The sequence below is a fragment of the Pseudoalteromonas sp. SG43-3 genome, assembly GCF_014164385.1.
Lineage (GTDB): Bacteria > Pseudomonadota > Gammaproteobacteria > Enterobacterales > Alteromonadaceae > Pseudoalteromonas > Pseudoalteromonas distincta.
In genome coordinates this window covers 25,587-44,782 of the sequence record NZ_JACJFC010000008.1, presented here as the reverse complement: position 1 = coordinate 44,782, position 19,196 = coordinate 25,587, and the positions used below count along the sequence as shown (strand labels likewise).

The window sequence follows — 19,196 nt, the reverse complement described above, 5'->3', positions numbered from 1 at the left end:
GCCGAAGCTGTTAAACACAGATTCGGCTTTTAAAATTATAATTTACGCGTTACTTTTCAGCACGACCCATAAATTTGTGTTCAACAGTATTAATACGGATACGGTCACCTGTTGAAATATGCTCTGGCACAGAAATATTTAAGCCAGTAGACATACGTGCAGGTTTTGAACGAGCACTTGCAGATGCACCTTTAATAGATGGGTCTGTTTCTTCAACAACAAGTTCAACACTTGATGGTAAATCAAGTCCTACTGGCGCGCCATCAATAACAATGACGTGTACGCCTTGCGTTTCTTCATTAACAAATAAAATTTCTTCGCTAATAGCATCTTTGTTTAAGTTGTAAGGCGTGTAATCTTCATTATCCATGAACACATACTCGTCGCCATCAATGTACGATAGCATTACTTCACGGCGTGTTAAATCAGCCAGCGTTAGCATGTCACTGTCTTTAAATGTTTCGTCAACTTTACCACCGGTTACCACATCGTATAAACGCATACGGTATAAACTACCACCAGCACGACCTTGCGGCACAGAGCGCACAATATCTTTTACAACTAAAACGCGGCCATTGAAGTCAATAGCAGTACCTTTTTTAACATCACTCGCCTTTGGCATGTGTGAATTCCTATTATTTTTTTGATTGGCAGAAACATACCACGAACTGGATTTTGTTCAACTAAAATTACGTTGGTTTTACGCTACATGTTGTATTAGCTTGTAAAATTTTAATTTATACTAAAATACATATAATCAAATGTGAAAAAAACTGCTATGGTAGCTTTACCGAGTATGACTTCAAGGAATGGATCATGGACCAGAAAAAAGTACATGAGTATTTAGTTAAAAAACCACTTGTTCAGGTTACAAAACCATTTGCGCAAGAGGTTGATGTATATAAAGTGAATCATAAAATGTTTGCGACTCTTGCTATTGGCAATGACGGTCAAACTAATGATGATGGTGAGGTTATTTGGTGGCTTAACTTAAAATGCGATCCTGATGAAGCAATATCATTGCGTGATACTTTCCCGGCAGTGATCCCTGGTTACCATATGAATAAACGCTTATGGAACACAGTAATTTTAGACGGCACAATTGCACAAGGTGAAATTGAGAGAATGATTGATAACTCATTTAATTTAGTCGTAGAAAACATGCCAGAAAAAGACCGCAAAGCTATCGCACTTCACTTGTAGCACTTTTTGGGCTAGGAAACTAGCCCATTAAAACCTTAAACCTTAAACCTTAAGCGTATAAATTAAATCGTCATATAACTTTTCGCCTATTGTATGCACTTTAAAAAGTGTATCGGTATGGGTTAAGCCGCACTTACTAAGCACCTTTTCAGAACCAATATTGCCACGCGTTACGACAGCTTTAAACTGCCTAATACCACATTCTTTCCAAGCCCAATCAATCACAGCTCTTAAAGACTCTGTCGCGTAGCCTTTATTAAAATACTCTGGCAATAATAAATAACCAAGCTCTGCGGTTTCTCCGTCATAGGCAAAGCCTGTAACACCCACTGGTTGTTTTGTTTTATTATTAATAATGAGTAAGCACAGTGGGTGGCGTGATTTAGTATTCCACTTAGGTAAGCGTATCTCAAAGCGGTTTCTTATCAGTGACTCCATTGGCATATCAAAACAATACTTAAGGACTTGAGGATCGCGATGAAGCGCTAGAAAAAGAGGCCAATCAGATTCTTCCATTTGGTACATGCTCAATCTTTGTGTAAATAATGTCATTAAGCTCCTCATTTAAATATTAAAAATCATAAAAAAACCGCATCTAAATGCGGTTTTTATAAACAGTAGAAACTTTATTCTTTTGTTTCAATCTCTTTAGTAACTTCAGGCTCAGTGACACTTTGCTCTTGTGGCTCAGTGCTTTGTACTTCAGGAGCTACAACCTCAACAGTTGCTGCATTATAAAAAGTAGTACCAGAGCTTGCCATTGTTACCAGTGACTCACATGGAGCAAAGTTAGCATCGCTGTTAGCTAATGTAGACATATCAGAGCTTATTTTACTTGCGCCTAATTTATCCATATAGCTAAACGGGCCACCTAAAAATGGTGGGAAACCAATACCAAATATTGCACCAATGTCGCCATCACGAGGGCTTGCAATAATTCCATCATCTAAACAGCGTACTGCTTCGTTAAGCATTTTCGATACACATCGCTTAGCAATTTCGCTTTTGTTTAAACGTGGAGCTGGGGTAACACCCAATAGCTCGTAAACTGACTCATCAACCTTTTTGCCTTTTTTATCGTATTCATAAAAACCACGACCGGACTTACGGCCAAGGCGTTTTGAATCAATCATACGCATAAATGCATCAGGGCCTTTAAAACGCTCACCTAATTCTTTTTCAAGAATTGGAGCAATTTTAGAGCCAATATCAATCCCTACTTCATCAAGTAGAGCCAGCGGTCCTACCGGAAAGCCAAACTCAACTAGGGCTGCATCAATCTTTTCAATTGGCTCACCCGCAAGCATTAAATTAGCAGCTTCGTTTAAGTAAGGCGCTAAAATACGATTTACGTAAAAACCGGCCATGTCTTTTACAACAATTGGCGTTTTACCTTGCTTACGTGCAAAGTTAACAACGCGAGCAATAGTCTCTTTAGATGTACCTTCGTGTGGAATAATTTCCACTAATGGCATTTTTTCTACTGGTGAAAAGTAATGTAAGCCAATTACATTTTCAGGACGTGCTGCCTGCGCTGCAATTTGCGAAATTGGTAATGATGACGTGTTACTAGCAAAAATTGTATTTTCTTGGCATTGCTGCTCTACGTCGGCAACCATACCTTGCTTAAGTGCAAGATCTTCAAACACAGCTTCTATTACTAAATCAATGTGTTTAAAGCCACTGTAGTCAGTTGTGCCTGTAATACGGTTCATTGTTAACTGCATATCAGCTTTAGACATAATACGACGTTTAAGGCGTTTATCTAAAATTTTGTAAGTGTAGCTCATTGCATTACTAATGCCCTGCTCTGCTACATCTTTAATACGTACCGGCACTTTAGCTTTAACAGCACTTACGTGCGCAATGCCAGCGCCCATTAGTCCACCACCTAAAACAGCGGTTTTGCTAATTGCTGGTGCGTCATCATTGCGCCACTCTTTTTTCATTTCAGTGGTTGCAAAGAAAATACCGCGAAGCGCTTTAGATTCGTCACTCATTACAAGTGTTGCAAAGCTTTCAGCTTCTGTTTTATACGCTTTTAGCTCATCAAGCTCTACACTAGCTCGCACTGCTTTAATAATAGCTAGTGGTGCTGGGTAGTGCCCGCCCGTTTTTTTAAGTACGTTTTCTTTAGCTTTTTTAAAGATAAAGTTACGACCAAACGGGTTTGACTCTAGTAATTTACTAATATTGTCGAGCTTTGGCTCTTTTGCTTGTGGCTTTTTCTTAGTCGCAAATTCTTTTGCAACTTTTAGCAGCACACTGTGTGGTACACAGTCATCAAGCACGCCTGCTTTTTTAGCTTGCTTAGGGCGAATTTGTTTACCTGTTAGCATCCACTCAAGTGCTTTTTGAATACCAACAATTTTAGTTAAGCGCTGCGTACCGCCGCCACCTGGTAGTAAACCAAGTTGCACTTCTGGTAAGCCAATTTTTGTTAAATCGCTGTCGGTACCAACACGGTAGTCACACGCTAAAGCAAACTCTAAACCACCACCTAATGCAGCGCCATGAATCGCACTTACTGTTGTGTATGGCAGTTTTGTCATATCAAAAAATGCTTGATGGCATAGTTCGCTAATAGCTAAAGCATCATCACGCTTTTGAACGCTATCAAGCATTTTTACATCGGCGCCCGCGATAAAGTTATCGGTTTTTCCGCTTATAAATACCATGCCTTTTACATTTTGCGACTTAGCGTCTTCTAATAATGCTTTTAAGTCATCGGCAAAACTACTGCGCAGGGTATTCATTTTCTCCCCTGGCACATCAATCGTTACTACGGCAATTTTGTTTTCATCTACCGCTAAATTAAATACTGAATCAGTCATTACGCGCTCTCCAATACAAAGGCTGCACCTAAACCACCAGCAGCACACGCTGTTGTTAATGCCAAACCGCCACCACGACGTTTAAGCTCGTGTAAGCTTTGCGTAATTAAGCGTGCACCTGTTGCTGCAAATGGGTGACCATATGCTAAAGAGCCGCCGTTAACGTTAAACTTATCCATGTTAATTTCGCCAATTGCTTTGCTGCGACCTAAATGCTCTTGTGCAAATTTGTCTGAGGCAAACATTTTCATATTGGCAAGTGTTTGCGATGCAAACGCTTCGTGCATTTCAATTAAATCTAAATCAGCAAGCGTAATACCCGCTCTATCTAGTGCAATAGGCGTTGAATGAGCTGGGCCCATTAACATGTCTTTTTCTACGCCAATTGCCGAAAATGCAAAGCTACGTACGTAACCTAGTATTTCATAGCCAAGTGCTTTTGCTTTGCTTTCGCTCATCATAAGTACGGCCGCTGCACCATCAGTTAATGGTGTTGCATTTGCAGCGGTAACAGTACCGTGCTGACGGTCAAAAACAGGTTTAAGCTTGGCGTAGCCTTCAACCGTTGAGTTTTTACGAATGTTGTTGTCTTCTGAAATAAAGCTTTTATATGGCGGTAAATGCGCCGTCATTACTTCATCTTTTAACTTACCATCAGCCCATGCTTGCGTTGCAAGTGAGTGAGAACGATGCGCTAACGCATCTTGATCTTCACGGCTAATGTTGTGTGTTTTAGCCATTTGCTCAGCAGTTTGCCCCATTGAAAGGCCTGTTGAGTACTCTGCAACTGCAGGAGGCACTGGTAATAAGTCTTTTAAACGCAGTTTTGAAAATATTTTTAAACGTTGACCAAGCGTACGCGCTTTATTTAAATCAACTAAGCTGCCTGCTAGATTTTTACTTACACCAATTGGCAATACTGATGACGAATCTGCGCCACCTGCAATACCTACACTTACAGATCCCGCCATAATAGACTCAGCTACATTAGCAATAGCCTGAAAGCTGGTAGCACATGCGCGCGATACAGAATATGCATCAACCGATACAGGCATACCTGTGCCCAATACAATTTCACGTGCAATATTTGGCGCTTCTGGCATTTGTACTACTTGACCAAATACAAGTTGATCAATTTCTGACTTATTGAAATTTAATCGTTCAAGCATTTCGTTAACCACCAATTTCCCCATATCAAGTGCAGGTACATGGTGAAACGCTGTTGCTTGTTTTGCAAAAGGTGTACGTAAGCCGCTAACGATGGCAATACGGTCGCCCTTTGGTGTTTTTAGTATGTTTTGCTCAGACATTTATGCTCTCCCGCTGACAGGTCTGACCTGTTTGTTTTCCTCGATTCTAAACAACCCGTGCCCTAAAGCCAATAGATAAACACAAATTTATATAAACAGTGTTTAATTACGACTATCACAATAGGCTTTTTTAGACGCATTTACAAAGTTTTGTGGTACGCTAAAATTCGTTAAAAAATAACGAACTATTTTAAAAAATACAGTCTAACTCTTGAGTTACCCAATTATAAACCTTATAAATAGGTCAGTATTTATCACCTAACACTATTAGGTACAAACCCAGCTGACGAGGACAGTCCACTTATTATGGCAGCTAACGCATTTTCACAATTAAAAACGTACTTAGATACACAAATCATTGGCCAGCCAGAGCTTACTCAAGCGCTACTTATTGCTATTTTAGCTGATGGTCACTTATTAGTAGAAGGCCCTCCTGGGCTTGCAAAAACACGTGCAGTTAATGCACTTGCTAAAGGCATTGAAGGCTCATTTCAGCGCGTACAGTTTACGCCAGATTTATTACCAGCTGATGTAACAGGTACCGATATTTACCGCCAACAAACTAGCGAGTTTGTATTTGAAAAAGGCCCTCTTTTTCACAACCTAATTTTAGCTGACGAAATTAATCGTGCACCTGCCAAAGTACAATCAGCACTATTAGAAGCCATGGCAGAGCGACAAGTTACCGTGGGTAAAAATACCTATCCGCTTAGCGAACTGTTTTTAGTTATGGCAACGCAAAACCCGCTAGAGCAAGAAGGGACTTACCCGTTACCAGAAGCCCAGCTGGATCGCTTTTTACTGCACCTAAGTATTGACTACCCTGGCGCAGAGCATGAGCTTGATATACTGCGTTTAACACGCGGCGAAGCGCTTAACGAGCAACAACCAGTAATGCAAAAAATTAGTCAAAGCGATTTATTTGCAGCTCGTAAAGAAATATTAGGCCTTTATTTAGCAGAGCCACTTGAGCAATATTTAGTACAACTTATTATTGCCACTCGTGAAGGCGCTAAATTAGACGCGCAACTAGGTAGCTGGATTGAGTTTGGTGCAAGTCCGCGTGCAACAATAGCACTTGATAAATGTGCTCGTGCTCATGCATGGCTTCAAGGCCGTGACTTTGTAGCACCTGATGATATTCAAGCTGTTGTGCATAACGTACTGCGTCATCGCATTATTTTAAGTTACGAAGCCCAAGCCGATGGCATTACTAAAGATCAAGTAATAAGCCGTATAGTTGAACTTGTAGCCGTACCATAAGTTATGCAAAAACAATTAGAAATCCAAGCATGGCTCAAACAGAGCCATAGCCACGGTGTTAATTTAGCACTCAAAGAGCTGATGTATTACAAAGCCAAAGCGCAATTGCTTGAACTTGCCCCTAAGGTAAAAATAAAAAACACCTTAACAGGGCAATACCTTGCACCGCACAAAGGCCGAGGAATGGAATTTGCCGAAGTGCGACATTATCAGCAAGGTGACGATATTCGCTCTATTGATTGGCGAGTTACTGCGCGTACCGGCGAGACTCACACAAAGCTCTTTCAAGAAGAAAAAGAGCGCCCTGTGTTTGTGTTCACTGATTTTTCTAACTCAATGCTGTTTGGCTCAAAGTTACTGTTAAAGTCGGTGCAAGCTGCGCATATAAGCGCTCTTGTTGCATGGTCGGCGTGTCAGCGCGGCGATAGAATTGGCGGTATTGTGTTTAATCAGCACTCGCATTTAGAGCTAAAACCCAGCGCCCGTGAAAAAGCCGTGCTTAAGCTTTGTCATAATTTATGCGACAACCACCAGCAAGCGCTTAACAATATTGATAAAACAGCCACTAACAACTTTAGCGATAACCTAAAGCGCCTTAACCATTTAGCAAAACCAGGCAGTTTAGTGTATTTAGTGTCTGATTTTAATGCTCTGGATGATGCCAGCTTTAAGCAACTTGAAATATTAAGCCGCCACTGCGAGCTGATTGGTTGCCACATAAGCGATCCATTTGAGCATCAGTTACCTGCGTTTAAGCAAGCCGTTACCGTTAATGCAAATGGTCAAGACTTTGCCCTACCATTAATGGATAACAGCTTTAGAGAACGCTTTGCTAAAAATGCTGAGCAAGCATTTAGCGCGCGCTTTAATCGCCTAACTAAATCGGGTCTTAATTTAATATCATTCAATGCAGCAACACCGCTTGAGCTGCAATTAGTGAGAAAATAACCATGCAAACCAATCCACTCGATGGCCTGCACGATATAATAGCGCCAAGCCAAGTTAATTGGTGGCCACTCGCCCCTGCTTGGTGGGTTATTATTGCACTGCTGTTTTTAGCACTGTGCGCAGCTATTTATATATTTTATAAAAAACATAAATTTAAAAAGCCTAAACGCTACGCAATACAATTGAGCCAAAGTGAGCAAAACCCTCAGCAACTGCATATTATTTTAAAACGTTTAGTGATTGAATATTACGACAAGCGACTTGCTGCGCAATCTACCTCTAAATGGTGCACAACACTTAATACACTCACCGGTTTAAGCTTTACAGAACAAGAAATACTAAGCTTGTATAACCCCAGCCAAAAAGATACAACACTGTGCGAAAAATTTCGCCAAGGTATTAAGCAATTTAAAATAAAGGAGTCAGTAAATGTTTGAATTTAGCTGGCCATGGTTATTTTTATTACTACCCTTGCCTTTATTACTTTTACTATTAAAACCCGCAGCAAGTAATGCCAGTACGCGTTTACGTATACCCAGTTTTGCAAAGCACAATTTAACCAGCCAAAGCATCGAGCCACACGCACGACGTTTAAATCCCCTCGAGTGGATAATTTGGTTATTACTTGTTACTGCCGCTGCCAATCCAACATGGTTAGATGAGCCAATTTCATTACCAAATGAAGGACGCGATATAATGTTAGCGGTCGATTTATCAGGCTCGATGACCGAACAAGACATGGCTTATAATGGCCAATATGTTGACCGCCTCACCATGGTAAAAGCCGTACTCAGTGATTTTATAGAGCAACGTCAAGGCGACAGGCTTGGGCTGATATTATTTGGCGACACCGCGTTTTTACAAACCCCGCTCACCCGCGACGTTAAAACAGTAAGTAAAATGCTCAGCGAAGCGCAAATTGGTTTAGTGGGGCGCGCAACAGCCATTGGTGATGCATTGGGTCTTTCGGTAAAACGCTTTGCCAATAAAGATGAAAGTAACCGAATTGTGGTGCTGTTAACCGACGGACAAAATACCGCTGGTAATTTAAACCCAGAAGATGCCCTACTGCTAGCTCGCGAAGAAGGTATTAAAGTGTACACCATTGGTGTTGGCTCAGATAATCCGCGCGGCTTTAGTCTCTTTAATGTGGGAGGCTCTAGTGGCAGTAATTTAGATGAAAGCTTACTTAAAAAGATTGCCGAGCAAACTGGCGGATTATACTTTAGAGCTAAAGATGTAGCTGGCCTTCAACAAATTTACGCAGAGCTTGATAAGCTTGAACCTATTAGCGCTGATGAACAAACTTTTCGCCCACAAAGCTCATTATTTTACTACCCGTTACTTATCGCTATTTTACTTATTAGCTTAAAAGTAATGCTTAGTACACTGCGTGCATTAAAGGAGCCAAACTAATGGATTTTGAATTTATTCGCCCCGCTCTTTTATGGTTACTCATACCTGCTGTGGCATTATTTTTTGTTGCCTTAATTAAGCATAAAAAAACGACTAGTGAGCAGCTAATTGCACCTCATTTAGCACAATTTATAATGAGCGAAGCAAACACTAAAGCCAGCCAGCCACTTTGGTTAGTTGCTTTGTTTTGCAGCCTTGGCATTTTATTTAGTGCTGGGCCTAGTTTTGAGAAAAAACAAGTTCCTGTATTTCAAAGTAAAAGTGCCCGTGTAATTGTTATGGATATGTCGTATTCAATGTACAGCACCGATATTTTACCAAATCGTTTAATGCAATCACGCTTTAAAGCGCTTGATATGATTGAGCTATTTAAAGAAGGTGATACCGCGCTTGTAGCTTACGCAGGCACGGCCTATGTAATTTCACCACTAACAAACGATGCCACAACACTCAGTAATTTAATTCCAAGCTTAAGCCCTGAAATAATGCCAGACAAAGGCTCAAACGTTTTAGCGGGTCTTGATATGGCCAAAGAGCTATTAACACAAGCGGGTTATATTGATGGCGACATTATTTTAGTGACCGACGGTATTGACCAACAAGAACAAAGCGACGTTAGTAGCTTTACCAGTAACACCCAATATAGATTAAATATATATGGTGTAGGTACCGCTCAAGGCGCACCAATTAAGTTACCTGAAGGCGGCTTTTTGAAAGACAGATACGGCCAAATCGTAGTACCTACAATTAATGCCTCTCAGCTTAAAAATTTAGCATCAAGCAGCGGTGGTAAATTTGCTAGTTACCAACCTAGCAATAACGACATAAATACGTTTGCCCCAAATGCGCAGAGTGAATTATTGAAAGACGAAAAACAAAGCCATGCGCTTTGGCGAATAGATGCAGGTATTTACGGACTCTTGTTATTACTGCCATTTGGTTTGTATTTATTTAGACGCGCTGCCTTGTTAGGCGCATTTTTAGCTTTTGGTTTTTTACCGCAACAAAATGCGTATGCCGTAGAGCTCCCTACTCTTTTGCAAAATGCAGATCAACGTGCATTAGAGGCTTACAATAATAAAGAATACGATGCAGCAACACAGGCGCAATCGAGTGAGTTAAAAGGCGCGGCGCTATACCAGCAAGGTAATTTTGATGCTGCACTTAATGAGTTTAGTAATGATAAGTCGGCTACCGGTTTATACAACTACGGTAATGCCCTTGCCAAAGCTGGCAAACTTGAGGACGCAATTGAAGCGTACAAACAAGCCCAAACCTTACAAGATGACTTTACGCAAGCAGCCGATAACCAAGCCTTAGTTGAGCAATTACTAAATCAACAAGAGCAACAAAACCAGCAAGATCAGCAAAGCGACGGCGACGACTCTCAAGACCAAGATGATAGTCAGAAAAAAGATGAGCAAAACCAAGGGCAAAATTCTGATGAGTCAAAACAGGATCAGCAACAAAATGGTGATAAAAGCGATTCTGAAAAAGGCGAAAACGAAAGTCAAAGCTCAAGCGATGAAAAATCAGATAAAGAGTCTGAACAATCAAAAGATCAACAAGGTGAGCCTGGCGAGCAATCAGATAAGCAAAATGAGCCTGATATGCAAGCCCAGCCACAAAGCGAACAAGGGCAAAGTAAAGACGCTGACCAGCCTAAAGAGGATGAGCAGCAACAAAGTAAGCCACAAGCAATAAGTGAGCAACCTGCCACTGATGAGCAAAAACAAAATGCTCAGCAACAAGCGATGCAAGCCCAAGCAAGTGAGCTCACTAATGAAGAAAAAGAAAAAGCACAACAGCTTAATCAACTACTTAGAAAAGTCCCGGACGATCCGGCTATTTTATTACGGAATAAAATGCAATTAGAAGCCCAAAAAAGACAATATAAACGTCGCCCTACAGGAGTCGAAAAATCATGGTAATGCGATTATTTTGCTGTTTATTGCTATTAAGTGCGATGCCTACGTGGGCTGCCACCAAATTAGAAGCCAGCGTAGATAAAAACCCTGTATTAGCGGGTGAATTTTTTATGCTTAATATATCGGTAGACGACACAGTTAAAGGCGAGCAACCAGACACCTCATCGCTGTTAAAAGACTTTGTTGTAGGCCCGACGAGCTTAAGCTCTCGTACCAACATTATTAATGGCAGCATTAATAAACAAACTACGTGGTCAGTTAAACTAATGACCCGTACAGAGGGTGATTACACGATACCAGCATTTAGCGTTGCAGGGTTAACCTCAGAGCCTATTAAGTTAAAAGTGGCAAAACGCTCAGTTGATGCAGATAAAAATAACGAAATATTTTTAAAAACGTCACTCTCGAGTAATTCATTATTTGTGCAAGAAGCCGGTGTTTACACTGTTAAGCTCTACCTTGCCAAAGAACTGCTTGATGGCAGCTTAAGCACACCAAGTATGGAAGATGCTCAGCTAACCCAATTAGGTAAACAAACTGAGAGTTATGAGCTAGTTGATGGCAAACGCTACCTTGTTATTACTCGTGAGTATTTAATTCAACCACAAAAAAGTGGTGCCTACACGATTGCAGGCCCCGCTTTTCAAGGGCGAGTACAGCAAAATTACCGCCAACTGGAGGTATCTGCTCTTGGCGATGATCAGCAAGTAGAAATAAAACCAATCCCGAGTGATTATAAAGGCGCATGGTTACCAAGCGAATTGGTTAACCTTGATGAAGAATGGCAACCTAACGACAACACAGTAGAAGTAGGTACGCCTATAACACGTACTATTACGCTTACCGCGCTTGGAGTTACAAAAGAGCAATTACCTGAAATCTCTATGCCTACTATTGATGGCATACGCAGCTACCCTGACCAAAAAGAAAATAACAATGCAGTGCGAGACGGACGCGTTGTGTCGCAGCAAACTGCATCGTATGCCTTACTGCCGCAAAAACCAGGTACTTATACTTTGCCTGAAATAAAGCTGCCTTGGTTTAATACCAAGATGAACCGTATTAGCGTAGCTACATTACCAAAGCGTACTATTACAGTAACGCCAAGTACTACCGCGCCTAATACAGCCATAGCAAACCCACAACCCAGTACAAATAATTCACCTACTCTTGAAAATATTTCGAATCAAGCAACTGGCACACAACCTATTGAAACTAAAAGTGATACTCCTCTTTGGTTAATAGTTTTTGCCGCTTTAGGGTATATTTTATGGATTGGTACTGTAATTTTTTACTTAATAAGCCGTTCTACTAAAAATACGACTGAAAAATTACAGCTAAACACCCGTGGTACTTCTCAGCCAAGCTTAAATGAGCTTAAAGCATTAGCGAAAACACACGATGTAAAAGCCTTTTACACCGCATTAAATAACTTTTCTGTAAAGGTGACCCATAAAAATGTTGGCGCGATTGATGAGCTCTGCATCCGCGTAAACAGCAGCGAGCTTAATGGTCTCATTAGCCAATTGCAGGCACAACTTTACAGTAATAAAGGCGCAAACACGGATCTTAATGCTATTATTAAAATTCTTGAGAACTATCAAACTCAGGCATCAAAGTCGCAACAAGCTGTATTAAAAGACCTTTATAATTAATAACTACGAACCTTAGGTCTTTTTTTGCAATAACTAATAATTTTTAATTAAAAAAGTGCTTATGCTTGGAAAGAAAAAATCAAACAATCAGGTCTTAATCGATATGGCAGAGAAACAAAAGCGTTATGAAGCCTTGGTTCACGTTTACAATAAAGAGCTTTATCGCTTTGCTTATTGGTTATGCCGTGATCCGCACATAGCAGATGATTTAGTACAGGAAACGTTTTTACGCGCATGGCGTTCACTCGACTCTTTACTTGATCAAAAGGCAGCTAAACCCTGGCTGCTTACTATATTACGAAGAGAAAACGCACGCCGATTTGAACGTAAACAGTTTGATTACAGCGACGTAGAAAACGATACGCTTGTTGATGAAACCAGCCATTCATTAGACGATGAAATGGAACAAACGGTAATTCAACGCCAGATTGCACTGCTATCTGATGAATACCGAGAACCATTATTACTGCAAGTTGTAATGGGCTGCTCTGGTGAAGAGATTGCAGGCATACTTAATTTAAATAAAAACACGGTAATGACTCGTTTATACCGTGCCAGAAATCAACTTAAAGAGGCTTTAAGCCGTGATGATGAACAACTTAAAGGGGCATCAAAATAATGGATGAACTTGAGTTTCGTCGCCGCACTATTGCGCAGCCAAACGACATTGACAAGGAGCTTATGGAGTTTGCTGACAATAACCCAGAGCGACAAAGTTTTATTAACGATATGAAAGATTTTGATAAATTCATTCAAGATTCTTTAGATATACCTGTGCCTGAAAATCTTGCAGACCGCATTCTTTTAAACACATCGTTAAAAGAAAAAGCACTCCAAGAAGAACAAGCAACTGGTAAAAACGTGGTTGATGCTCGATCGCGTTTTAAGTTTGATCGTGTACATCTTGCGTTAGCAGCGTCTTTTGTAGTGGCGATTAGTGCCTTCTTTTTTAGTACAGAGCAAAATATTGCACATGAAGCAGGTGAGCATGCGCTTGCCCATGTGTACTACGAAATTAATGCGCTTGATAAAAAAGAGCCCATTAGCCTACAAAGCGTCAACGACAAGCTTGCAGTATTAGGTGGTCATCTTGATGAACTTCCTGGCGCTGTAACTTATGCGATGTTTTGTGATTTTAAAGGCGAAAAAGGACTGCATTTAATATTTGAGTCTGACTTTGGTCCTATGACGGTATTTATAGTGCCTTCTGAAAATAAATCATTTGGTTTTGGGGATGACAACTTCCGCGATGAGCGCTTTGAAGGTCACATTAATCGTGGCTCACAAGCTGATACTATTTTAGTGGCAAGTCTTGGAGCACCTCTAGATACATATAACGAACGCGTTACTGGCGCAATTCGTTGGCTTTAAAATAGACAAATTTACCGCTTAGTTTCTACTGAGCGGTTTTTTGATTATATACTCACCAACAAAGCGTTTCTTCACTCCCCAAAACCTCTGATTTTTAAAGTAATTAATTAAATTCCTAAAGAAAGTAAATTATAATCGCGGCTCGATTTTAATTAGGGAATTTCATGAAGAACATCATCGTTATTTTTTCATTATTGGCATTGTTATGTACAGCCAGTTTTAATGCACATGCACGTAAAAAGTTTGGCAGCAGTAAACGCGGACAGACACCTGCAACACAACAAACAGCGCAAAAACAACAAACAGATACAACAACACCTACAGCTGCACCTAAAGCCACATCGAATAAAAAAGGCATTATGGCAGGCGTTTTTGGGGGACTTTTAGCGGGTGGCTTAATTGCAGCAATGCTAGGCGACGATTTTGAAGGTTTTCAGCTATTAGAAATGATTTTATTAGCTGGCGCACTCTTTATTTTATTTAAGCTAGTAACGGGCTTTTTACGTGCTAATCGTGCCCCACAACTTGCCAGTGCAAGTACAAGTGCTCAGCAAAATGCTTTTAAACAAGCACCTATCGAGCAACCAACAAGTACAGCCTTTGCAAGCAGCGCCCCACAAGGTGAAAGTGTGCCTTTTAATTTACCACCTAACTTTGACGTTAATGGCTTTTTGCAAGGTGCCCGTAGTCATTACCATACGCTACAAACTGCATGGAACAATGCCGATTACACCACAATGGCTGAATACTTAAGCCCTGCACTTGTTGCCGAGTTTAAAGCTGAACGTGAAGCTATACAAAGCGTAGAAACAGAAGTGATGTTTATTGATGCCGAACTTGTGCGCGCAGATACAAACGCGCAATCGTGGCAGATTAGTGTTCGCTTTAAAGGTAAGTACCGTGATTTAGGCGATAAAAAAGAAGAGCCTATTTTAGAAATTTGGCACTTAGAGCGTCTAATTTCAGACGATGCTCCATGGCTAATAGTGGGTGTTGAAGATTTAATTGATACTCAATAATTTTGTATTGTTTAAAGCACCGCGCTTTTAGCGCGGTGTTTTTTTATTTAAAAAACAATTGATTTACCACGTCCTGATGCTTCAGAAGCGGCATCTAATTGGCCCTCTTTATTAATAATAACGTGTAAGTCACCAAAGTGATTCTCATCTATGGTGTAGCCCATTTTTGTAAGCTCTGCTTTTACGCTACCGGTTAAACCTATGTGTGTTCTAATTATATTTTTAGGCCACAGTTGATGATGAAAACGAGGGCTATTTACAACCTGCTCTGCAGTCATATCAAACTCTACCGCATTTAAAATAGACTCGTACACAGAGCTAATAATTGTTGTGCCACCAGGCGAGCCTGTCACCATTTTAACGGTGTTGTCTTTAAGGAGTATTGTAGGCGTCATAGAGCTAAGCATACGCTTGTGCGGCTGTATTTCGTTAGCTTTGCCGCCTATTGCACCAAACACATTCATAACGCCTGGTTTGGCACTAAAATCGTCCATTTCATCATTTAAAATAAACCCTGCACCTTCAACAACTACACCGCTACCAAACCCTAAGTTTATTGTGGTGGTATTTGCGACAGCGTTACCCATTTTATCAACGATTGAAAAGTGTGTAGTTTGCTCACTTTCTTTAAGGCCCGGTTTAATATTTTTGGTAGTCGAGATAGCGGTTAACGAAATGCCATTACTGCGCTCTTTGAGGTAGTTAATATTAGTTAATGCGTTGACTGGTACATCAAAAAAATCAGGATCGCCCAAATACTCCGCCCTATCTGCAAATACACGTTTACCTATTTCAGAAAGTAAGTGTACATACTGAGTAGAGTTATGCGCTAAGCCCGCATCTGGTTTTTGTAACTCATACATTTTAAGCCACTGTAAAATAGCAATACCACCTGAACTCGGCGGTGGAGAAGTAAGTACTTCATAACCATTCCAACTCGCTTTAATAGGTGTACGTGATTTAGCGGTGTAACCTTTTAAATCATCTTGATTAATTATACCGCCATGTTGGTGCATAAATTTAGCAATAATATTTGCAGTTTCGCCTTTATAAAACCCATCTTGGCCGTTATCACGGATACGCTTTAGCGTTGCCGCTAACTCGGGTTGCTTAAATACTTTATTAGCTTTTACATCAGCAAAGTATTTTTCGAAGTTTACATTTATTTTTTGCTCTTTTAGGTGGGCTATATAATTGCTCACACCTTTTGCTAACTTAGGCGGAACTACAAACCCTTGCTCAGCCAACGTTACCGCTGGTTGTACTAATTCTTCCCACTTTAAAGTGCCATGTTTTTGATGAGCAAGCCACATGCCCGCTACACTGCCAGGTACACCGCTTGCGTGAATGCCATATATTGATTTGTTTGCAATAACATTACCTTGCTCATCTAAATACATATCACGATGAGCTGCTGTTGGCGCTGTTTCGCGATAATCTATAAAATCACCCTTGCCATCTTTTTGAATAAGCATAAATCCCCCGCCACCAATATTGCCGGCTTCAGGAAGCGTTACTGCAAGTACAAATTGTGCCGTAATAGCCGCATCAACAGCATTACCGCCTTGCTCTAATATACTTTTAGCAGCATCGGCACTGAACGAGTCAGGCATTGCTACCGCGCTTTGCGATAAAGGCTGCGCTAAAACACTAAAAGCAGCGAACTGTAAAACCAGCACACTTTTGACGATTAATTTACTTGGTGAAAAAAGCAATCCCATACAACATCCTTAATTTATTATTTTTTAGTTACGCATTCTTATTAATGCACGTCACTTAAGGACAGGTCAATCTTTATACTGTTGATATTTAATCATCTTTAAACACTTTTTGAATAAAGCACCGCAGGTAAGTCGCCTTGCTCGTCTGTATGTGTATAATTTTTTATAAATTGCAGACCTAGCTTTTTCATTATATTTATAGAAGCCGTATTATCTTTTAGTGCCGTTGCACTTATCGCCTTAACGTCATCTTGCTTTATAAGTTCATCACATAATGCTAAAGCCGCCTCGGTTGCATAACCATGCCCCCAACTTGCTTGCTTAAAGCGCCAGCCTATTTCAATATCACTGTAGTTTGGTGCATCAGTAAAAAAGCACATAGGCCTTATTAATACCCAACCTATAAATGTATTGGTTTGCTTTATAGTGATACTCCACAGCCCCCAGCCTTTTAGATCATTTCGATATGCGAGCATACGAGGCACACCCTCATTTTTTATATGCTCTAAAGAGGTAGGTTCACCTCGTGTTAAATACTGCATTACAGCTGGGTCTTGGTCGAGTTCAAATAATTGAGGCCAATCATGCTCATTCATTAATTTAAAATTTAATCGTTTTGTTACGGGGGCGTTCATTTTCATTGTTGTATAGTCTGCCTCGAATTAATTATCAGTCTCTAAAGGAGATAGCACATGAATAAATTAGCAGGTTTAGCTTTATTAGGCACTTTAATTACATTAACTGGTTGTGAAGATGCCAACGAAGTTAAAGAAGATGCAAAAGATAAAAGCGCACAAATGCAAGAAAAGCTTGGTGATGCATGGAACGACGTTAAAGAGACAACTAACGATCTTAAAAATGACGAGTCTTTAAACGAGCTATTAGAGCAAAGTAAAGCAATGGGCTTAGACATGTACGACGACGGCAAAGAGATTGCGGTTGACGCATGGATTAAAAGCAAAGAAGCTGCTGGCGAGTTAACTGAAAAAACTAAGCAAAAAGCGCAAGAAATTGCAGACGAAATTGAGCAAGCGCGTCAAGAACATAACGAAGGTTAATTAAACTTTCGATAATAAAAAAGGAAAGCCTCGGCTTTCCTTTTTTGTTTTGGACTATTTAGCCCAGTTATGCGTTTGCATATAGGGCTTATAAGCTCAAATTAACCTTTGTACTTACTCATCACTAAAGTCGCGTTTGTGCCACCAAAGCCAAAGCTATTAGACATTACAGTATTTAACTCAACATCACGACGCTCAGTAATAATATCTAAACCTGTCGCTTGCTCATCTAGCTCATCAATATTAATTGAAGGTGCTACAAAGCTGTGCTCTAGCATTAATAATGAGAAGATAGCTTCGTGAACACCTGCAGCACCTAGGGCATGACCCGTCATTGCTTTAGTTGCGCTGATCATTGGTGATTTACCACCAAACACTTCTTGTATCGCACCTAGCTCTTTAACGTCACCTACTGGTGTAGATGTACCATGCGTGTTTAGGTAATCAATACTATCTACATCTTGCATAGCTTGGCGCATACAACGTGCTGCACCTTCGCCAGATGGAGCAACCATGTCGTAGCCATCTGATGTTGCACCGTAGCCAACAATTTCAGCGTAAATGTGCGCGCCACGTGCAAGTGCATGTTCAAGTTCTTCAACTACAACAATACCGCCGCCGCCAGAAATAACAAAACCATCGCGATTAGCATCGTATGTACGAGATGCTTTTTCAGGTGTTTCGTTGTATTTAGTAGAAAGTGCGCCCATAGCGTCAAATTCCATTGCCAATGTCCAGTGTAGCTCTTCACCACCACCAGCAAACACAACGTCTTGCTTGCCAAGCTGGATTTGCTCTACTGCATTACCAATACAATGCGCAGATGTTGCACATGCAGAGCTAATTGAATAGTTAACACCTTTAATTTTAAATGGTGTTGCTAAGCAAGCAGATGTAGTGCTCGCCATAGTGCGTGGCACCATATAAGGCCCTACACGTTTTACGCCTTTTTCACGTAAAATATCAGCAGCTTCTACTTGCCATTTAGACGAACCACCGCCAGAGCCAACAATAATACCCGTGCGCTCATTTGATACTTGGTCGTCAGACAAACCTGAGTCTTCAATTGCTTGCGTCATTGAAATATAAGAGTAAGCAGCAGCATCTCCCATAAAGCGCATTGCTTTGCGGTCAACGTGTGCTTTAACGTCAATATCAATTTTACCCGATACGTTACTACGTAACTTATAATCGGCAAATTCTTGATTAAAAGCGATGCCGCTTTTGCCCGTTTTTAACGATTCTAATACTTCTTCTTTGTTGTTACCTATACTTGATACAACACCGATACCTGTAATTACAGCTCTTCTCATGGGTAATTCCCTTAGCTTAATACTTAATTGCATTCTATTTTACGCGAATTTAATCACCTAAGTGGTCAGCTTTCTAGCGTACACTTGTACTCTGAACTGCTAGCTTATAAATAACGCCAGACTATTTCAAAGAAAACCCGTAAAATAATTAAAAAAT

General features: G+C 40.5%; 18 protein-coding genes. 11 read left to right on the top strand and 7 right to left on the bottom strand.

What is annotated here, in order from left to right:
• Positions 1-49: 49 nt before the first annotated feature.
• Positions 50-622: an elongation factor P-like protein YeiP gene (yeiP, locus tag H5157_RS09060; protein WP_002962153.1), complete on the bottom strand. Its 573-nt coding sequence runs from the start codon at positions 620-622 to the stop codon at positions 50-52.
• Positions 623-816: 194 nt separating this feature from the next.
• On the opposite strand from yeiP, the gene H5157_RS09055 reads away from it, so the two are divergent.
• Positions 817-1,203 carry an MmcQ/YjbR family DNA-binding protein gene (locus H5157_RS09055; protein WP_039489238.1) on the top strand — a complete coding sequence of 129 codons (387 nt, stop codon included), beginning with the start codon at positions 817-819 and terminating at the stop codon, positions 1,201-1,203.
• A gap of 42 nt (positions 1,204-1,245) precedes the next feature.
• Here the strand turns inward: H5157_RS09055 and H5157_RS09050 are convergent, their stop codons facing one another.
• From H5157_RS09050 to fadI, 3 genes are all read right to left on the bottom strand, one after another.
• Positions 1,246-1,755 carry a GNAT family N-acetyltransferase gene (locus H5157_RS09050; RefSeq protein WP_024596740.1) on the bottom strand — a complete coding sequence of 170 codons (510 nt, stop codon included), beginning with the start codon at positions 1,753-1,755 and terminating at the stop codon, positions 1,246-1,248.
• 74 nt (positions 1,756-1,829) lie between these two features.
• Positions 1,830-4,037, bottom strand: coding sequence for a fatty acid oxidation complex subunit alpha FadJ (fadJ, locus tag H5157_RS09045; protein ID WP_182693123.1), 2,208 nt, complete (start codon positions 4,035-4,037; stop codon positions 1,830-1,832).
• Entirely contained in the window at positions 4,037-5,347 is a 1,311-nt protein-coding gene (gene fadI, locus H5157_RS09040) for an acetyl-CoA C-acyltransferase FadI (protein ID WP_182724567.1), read from the bottom strand. The genes fadJ and fadI overlap by 1 nt, the downstream gene beginning before the upstream one ends.
• A gap of 306 nt (positions 5,348-5,653) precedes the next feature.
• On the opposite strand from fadI, the gene H5157_RS09035 reads away from it, so the two are divergent.
• The 9 genes from H5157_RS09035 (at position 5,654) to H5157_RS08995 (ending at position 14,947) form a co-directional block, all read left to right on the top strand.
• Positions 5,654-6,610, top strand: coding sequence for a MoxR family ATPase (locus H5157_RS09035; protein ID WP_007377762.1), 957 nt, complete (start codon positions 5,654-5,656; stop codon positions 6,608-6,610).
• Between the two features lie 3 nt (positions 6,611-6,613).
• A complete protein-coding gene (locus H5157_RS09030) occupies positions 6,614-7,558 on the top strand; it encodes a DUF58 domain-containing protein (RefSeq protein ID WP_182715670.1) in 945 nt (314 codons plus the stop codon).
• A 2-nt stretch (positions 7,559-7,560) separates the two neighbouring features.
• On the top strand, positions 7,561-7,995 hold the full coding sequence (locus tag H5157_RS09025; protein WP_004335624.1) for a DUF4381 domain-containing protein: 435 nt from the start codon (positions 7,561-7,563) through the stop codon (positions 7,993-7,995).
• Positions 7,988-8,974 (top strand): VWA domain-containing protein, encoded by a 987-nt coding sequence (locus tag H5157_RS09020; protein WP_008138638.1) that lies wholly within the window; start codon positions 7,988-7,990, stop codon positions 8,972-8,974. The genes H5157_RS09025 and H5157_RS09020 overlap by 8 nt, the downstream gene beginning before the upstream one ends.
• Positions 8,974-10,905: a VWA domain-containing protein gene (locus tag H5157_RS09015; protein ID WP_182724566.1), complete on the top strand. Its 1,932-nt coding sequence runs from the start codon at positions 8,974-8,976 to the stop codon at positions 10,903-10,905. The genes H5157_RS09020 and H5157_RS09015 overlap by 1 nt, the downstream gene beginning before the upstream one ends.
• Entirely contained in the window at positions 10,899-12,557 is a 1,659-nt protein-coding gene (locus H5157_RS09010) for a BatD family protein (protein WP_182693751.1), read from the top strand. Before H5157_RS09015 ends, H5157_RS09010 begins: the two co-directional genes overlap by 7 nt.
• Before the next feature lie 61 nt (positions 12,558-12,618).
• Complete coding sequence (locus tag H5157_RS09005; RefSeq protein WP_032827217.1) at positions 12,619-13,176, top strand: sigma-70 family RNA polymerase sigma factor; 558 nt, start codon at positions 12,619-12,621, stop codon at positions 13,174-13,176.
• Positions 13,176-13,928: a DUF3379 family protein gene (locus H5157_RS09000; RefSeq protein WP_138489429.1), complete on the top strand. Its 753-nt coding sequence runs from the start codon at positions 13,176-13,178 to the stop codon at positions 13,926-13,928. Before H5157_RS09005 ends, H5157_RS09000 begins: the two co-directional genes overlap by 1 nt.
• A gap of 164 nt (positions 13,929-14,092) precedes the next feature.
• On the top strand, positions 14,093-14,947 hold the full coding sequence (locus tag H5157_RS08995; RefSeq protein WP_182724565.1) for a Tim44 domain-containing protein: 855 nt from the start codon (positions 14,093-14,095) through the stop codon (positions 14,945-14,947).
• 47 nt (positions 14,948-14,994) lie between these two features.
• Here the strand turns inward: H5157_RS08995 and ggt are convergent, their stop codons facing one another.
• Together ggt and H5157_RS08985 are read right to left on the bottom strand one after the other, a co-directional pair.
• Positions 14,995-16,668, bottom strand: a complete 1,674-nt coding sequence (gene ggt, locus H5157_RS08990; RefSeq protein ID WP_182724564.1) for a gamma-glutamyltransferase — start codon at positions 16,666-16,668, stop codon at positions 14,995-14,997.
• A 98-nt stretch (positions 16,669-16,766) separates the two neighbouring features.
• Positions 16,767-17,309, bottom strand: a complete 543-nt coding sequence (locus H5157_RS08985) for a GNAT family N-acetyltransferase (RefSeq protein WP_182695811.1) — start codon at positions 17,307-17,309, stop codon at positions 16,767-16,769.
• 51 nt (positions 17,310-17,360) lie between these two features.
• On the opposite strand from H5157_RS08985, the gene H5157_RS08980 reads away from it, so the two are divergent.
• Complete coding sequence (locus tag H5157_RS08980) at positions 17,361-17,726, top strand: hypothetical protein (protein WP_024596750.1); 366 nt, start codon at positions 17,361-17,363, stop codon at positions 17,724-17,726.
• Positions 17,727-17,827: 101 nt separating this feature from the next.
• Here H5157_RS08980 and fabB read toward each other — a convergent pair whose 3' ends face one another.
• On the bottom strand, positions 17,828-19,039 hold the full coding sequence (gene fabB / locus H5157_RS08975) for a beta-ketoacyl-ACP synthase I (RefSeq protein WP_004335606.1): 1,212 nt from the start codon (positions 19,037-19,039) through the stop codon (positions 17,828-17,830).
• Between the last annotated feature and the right edge of the window lie 157 nt (positions 19,040-19,196).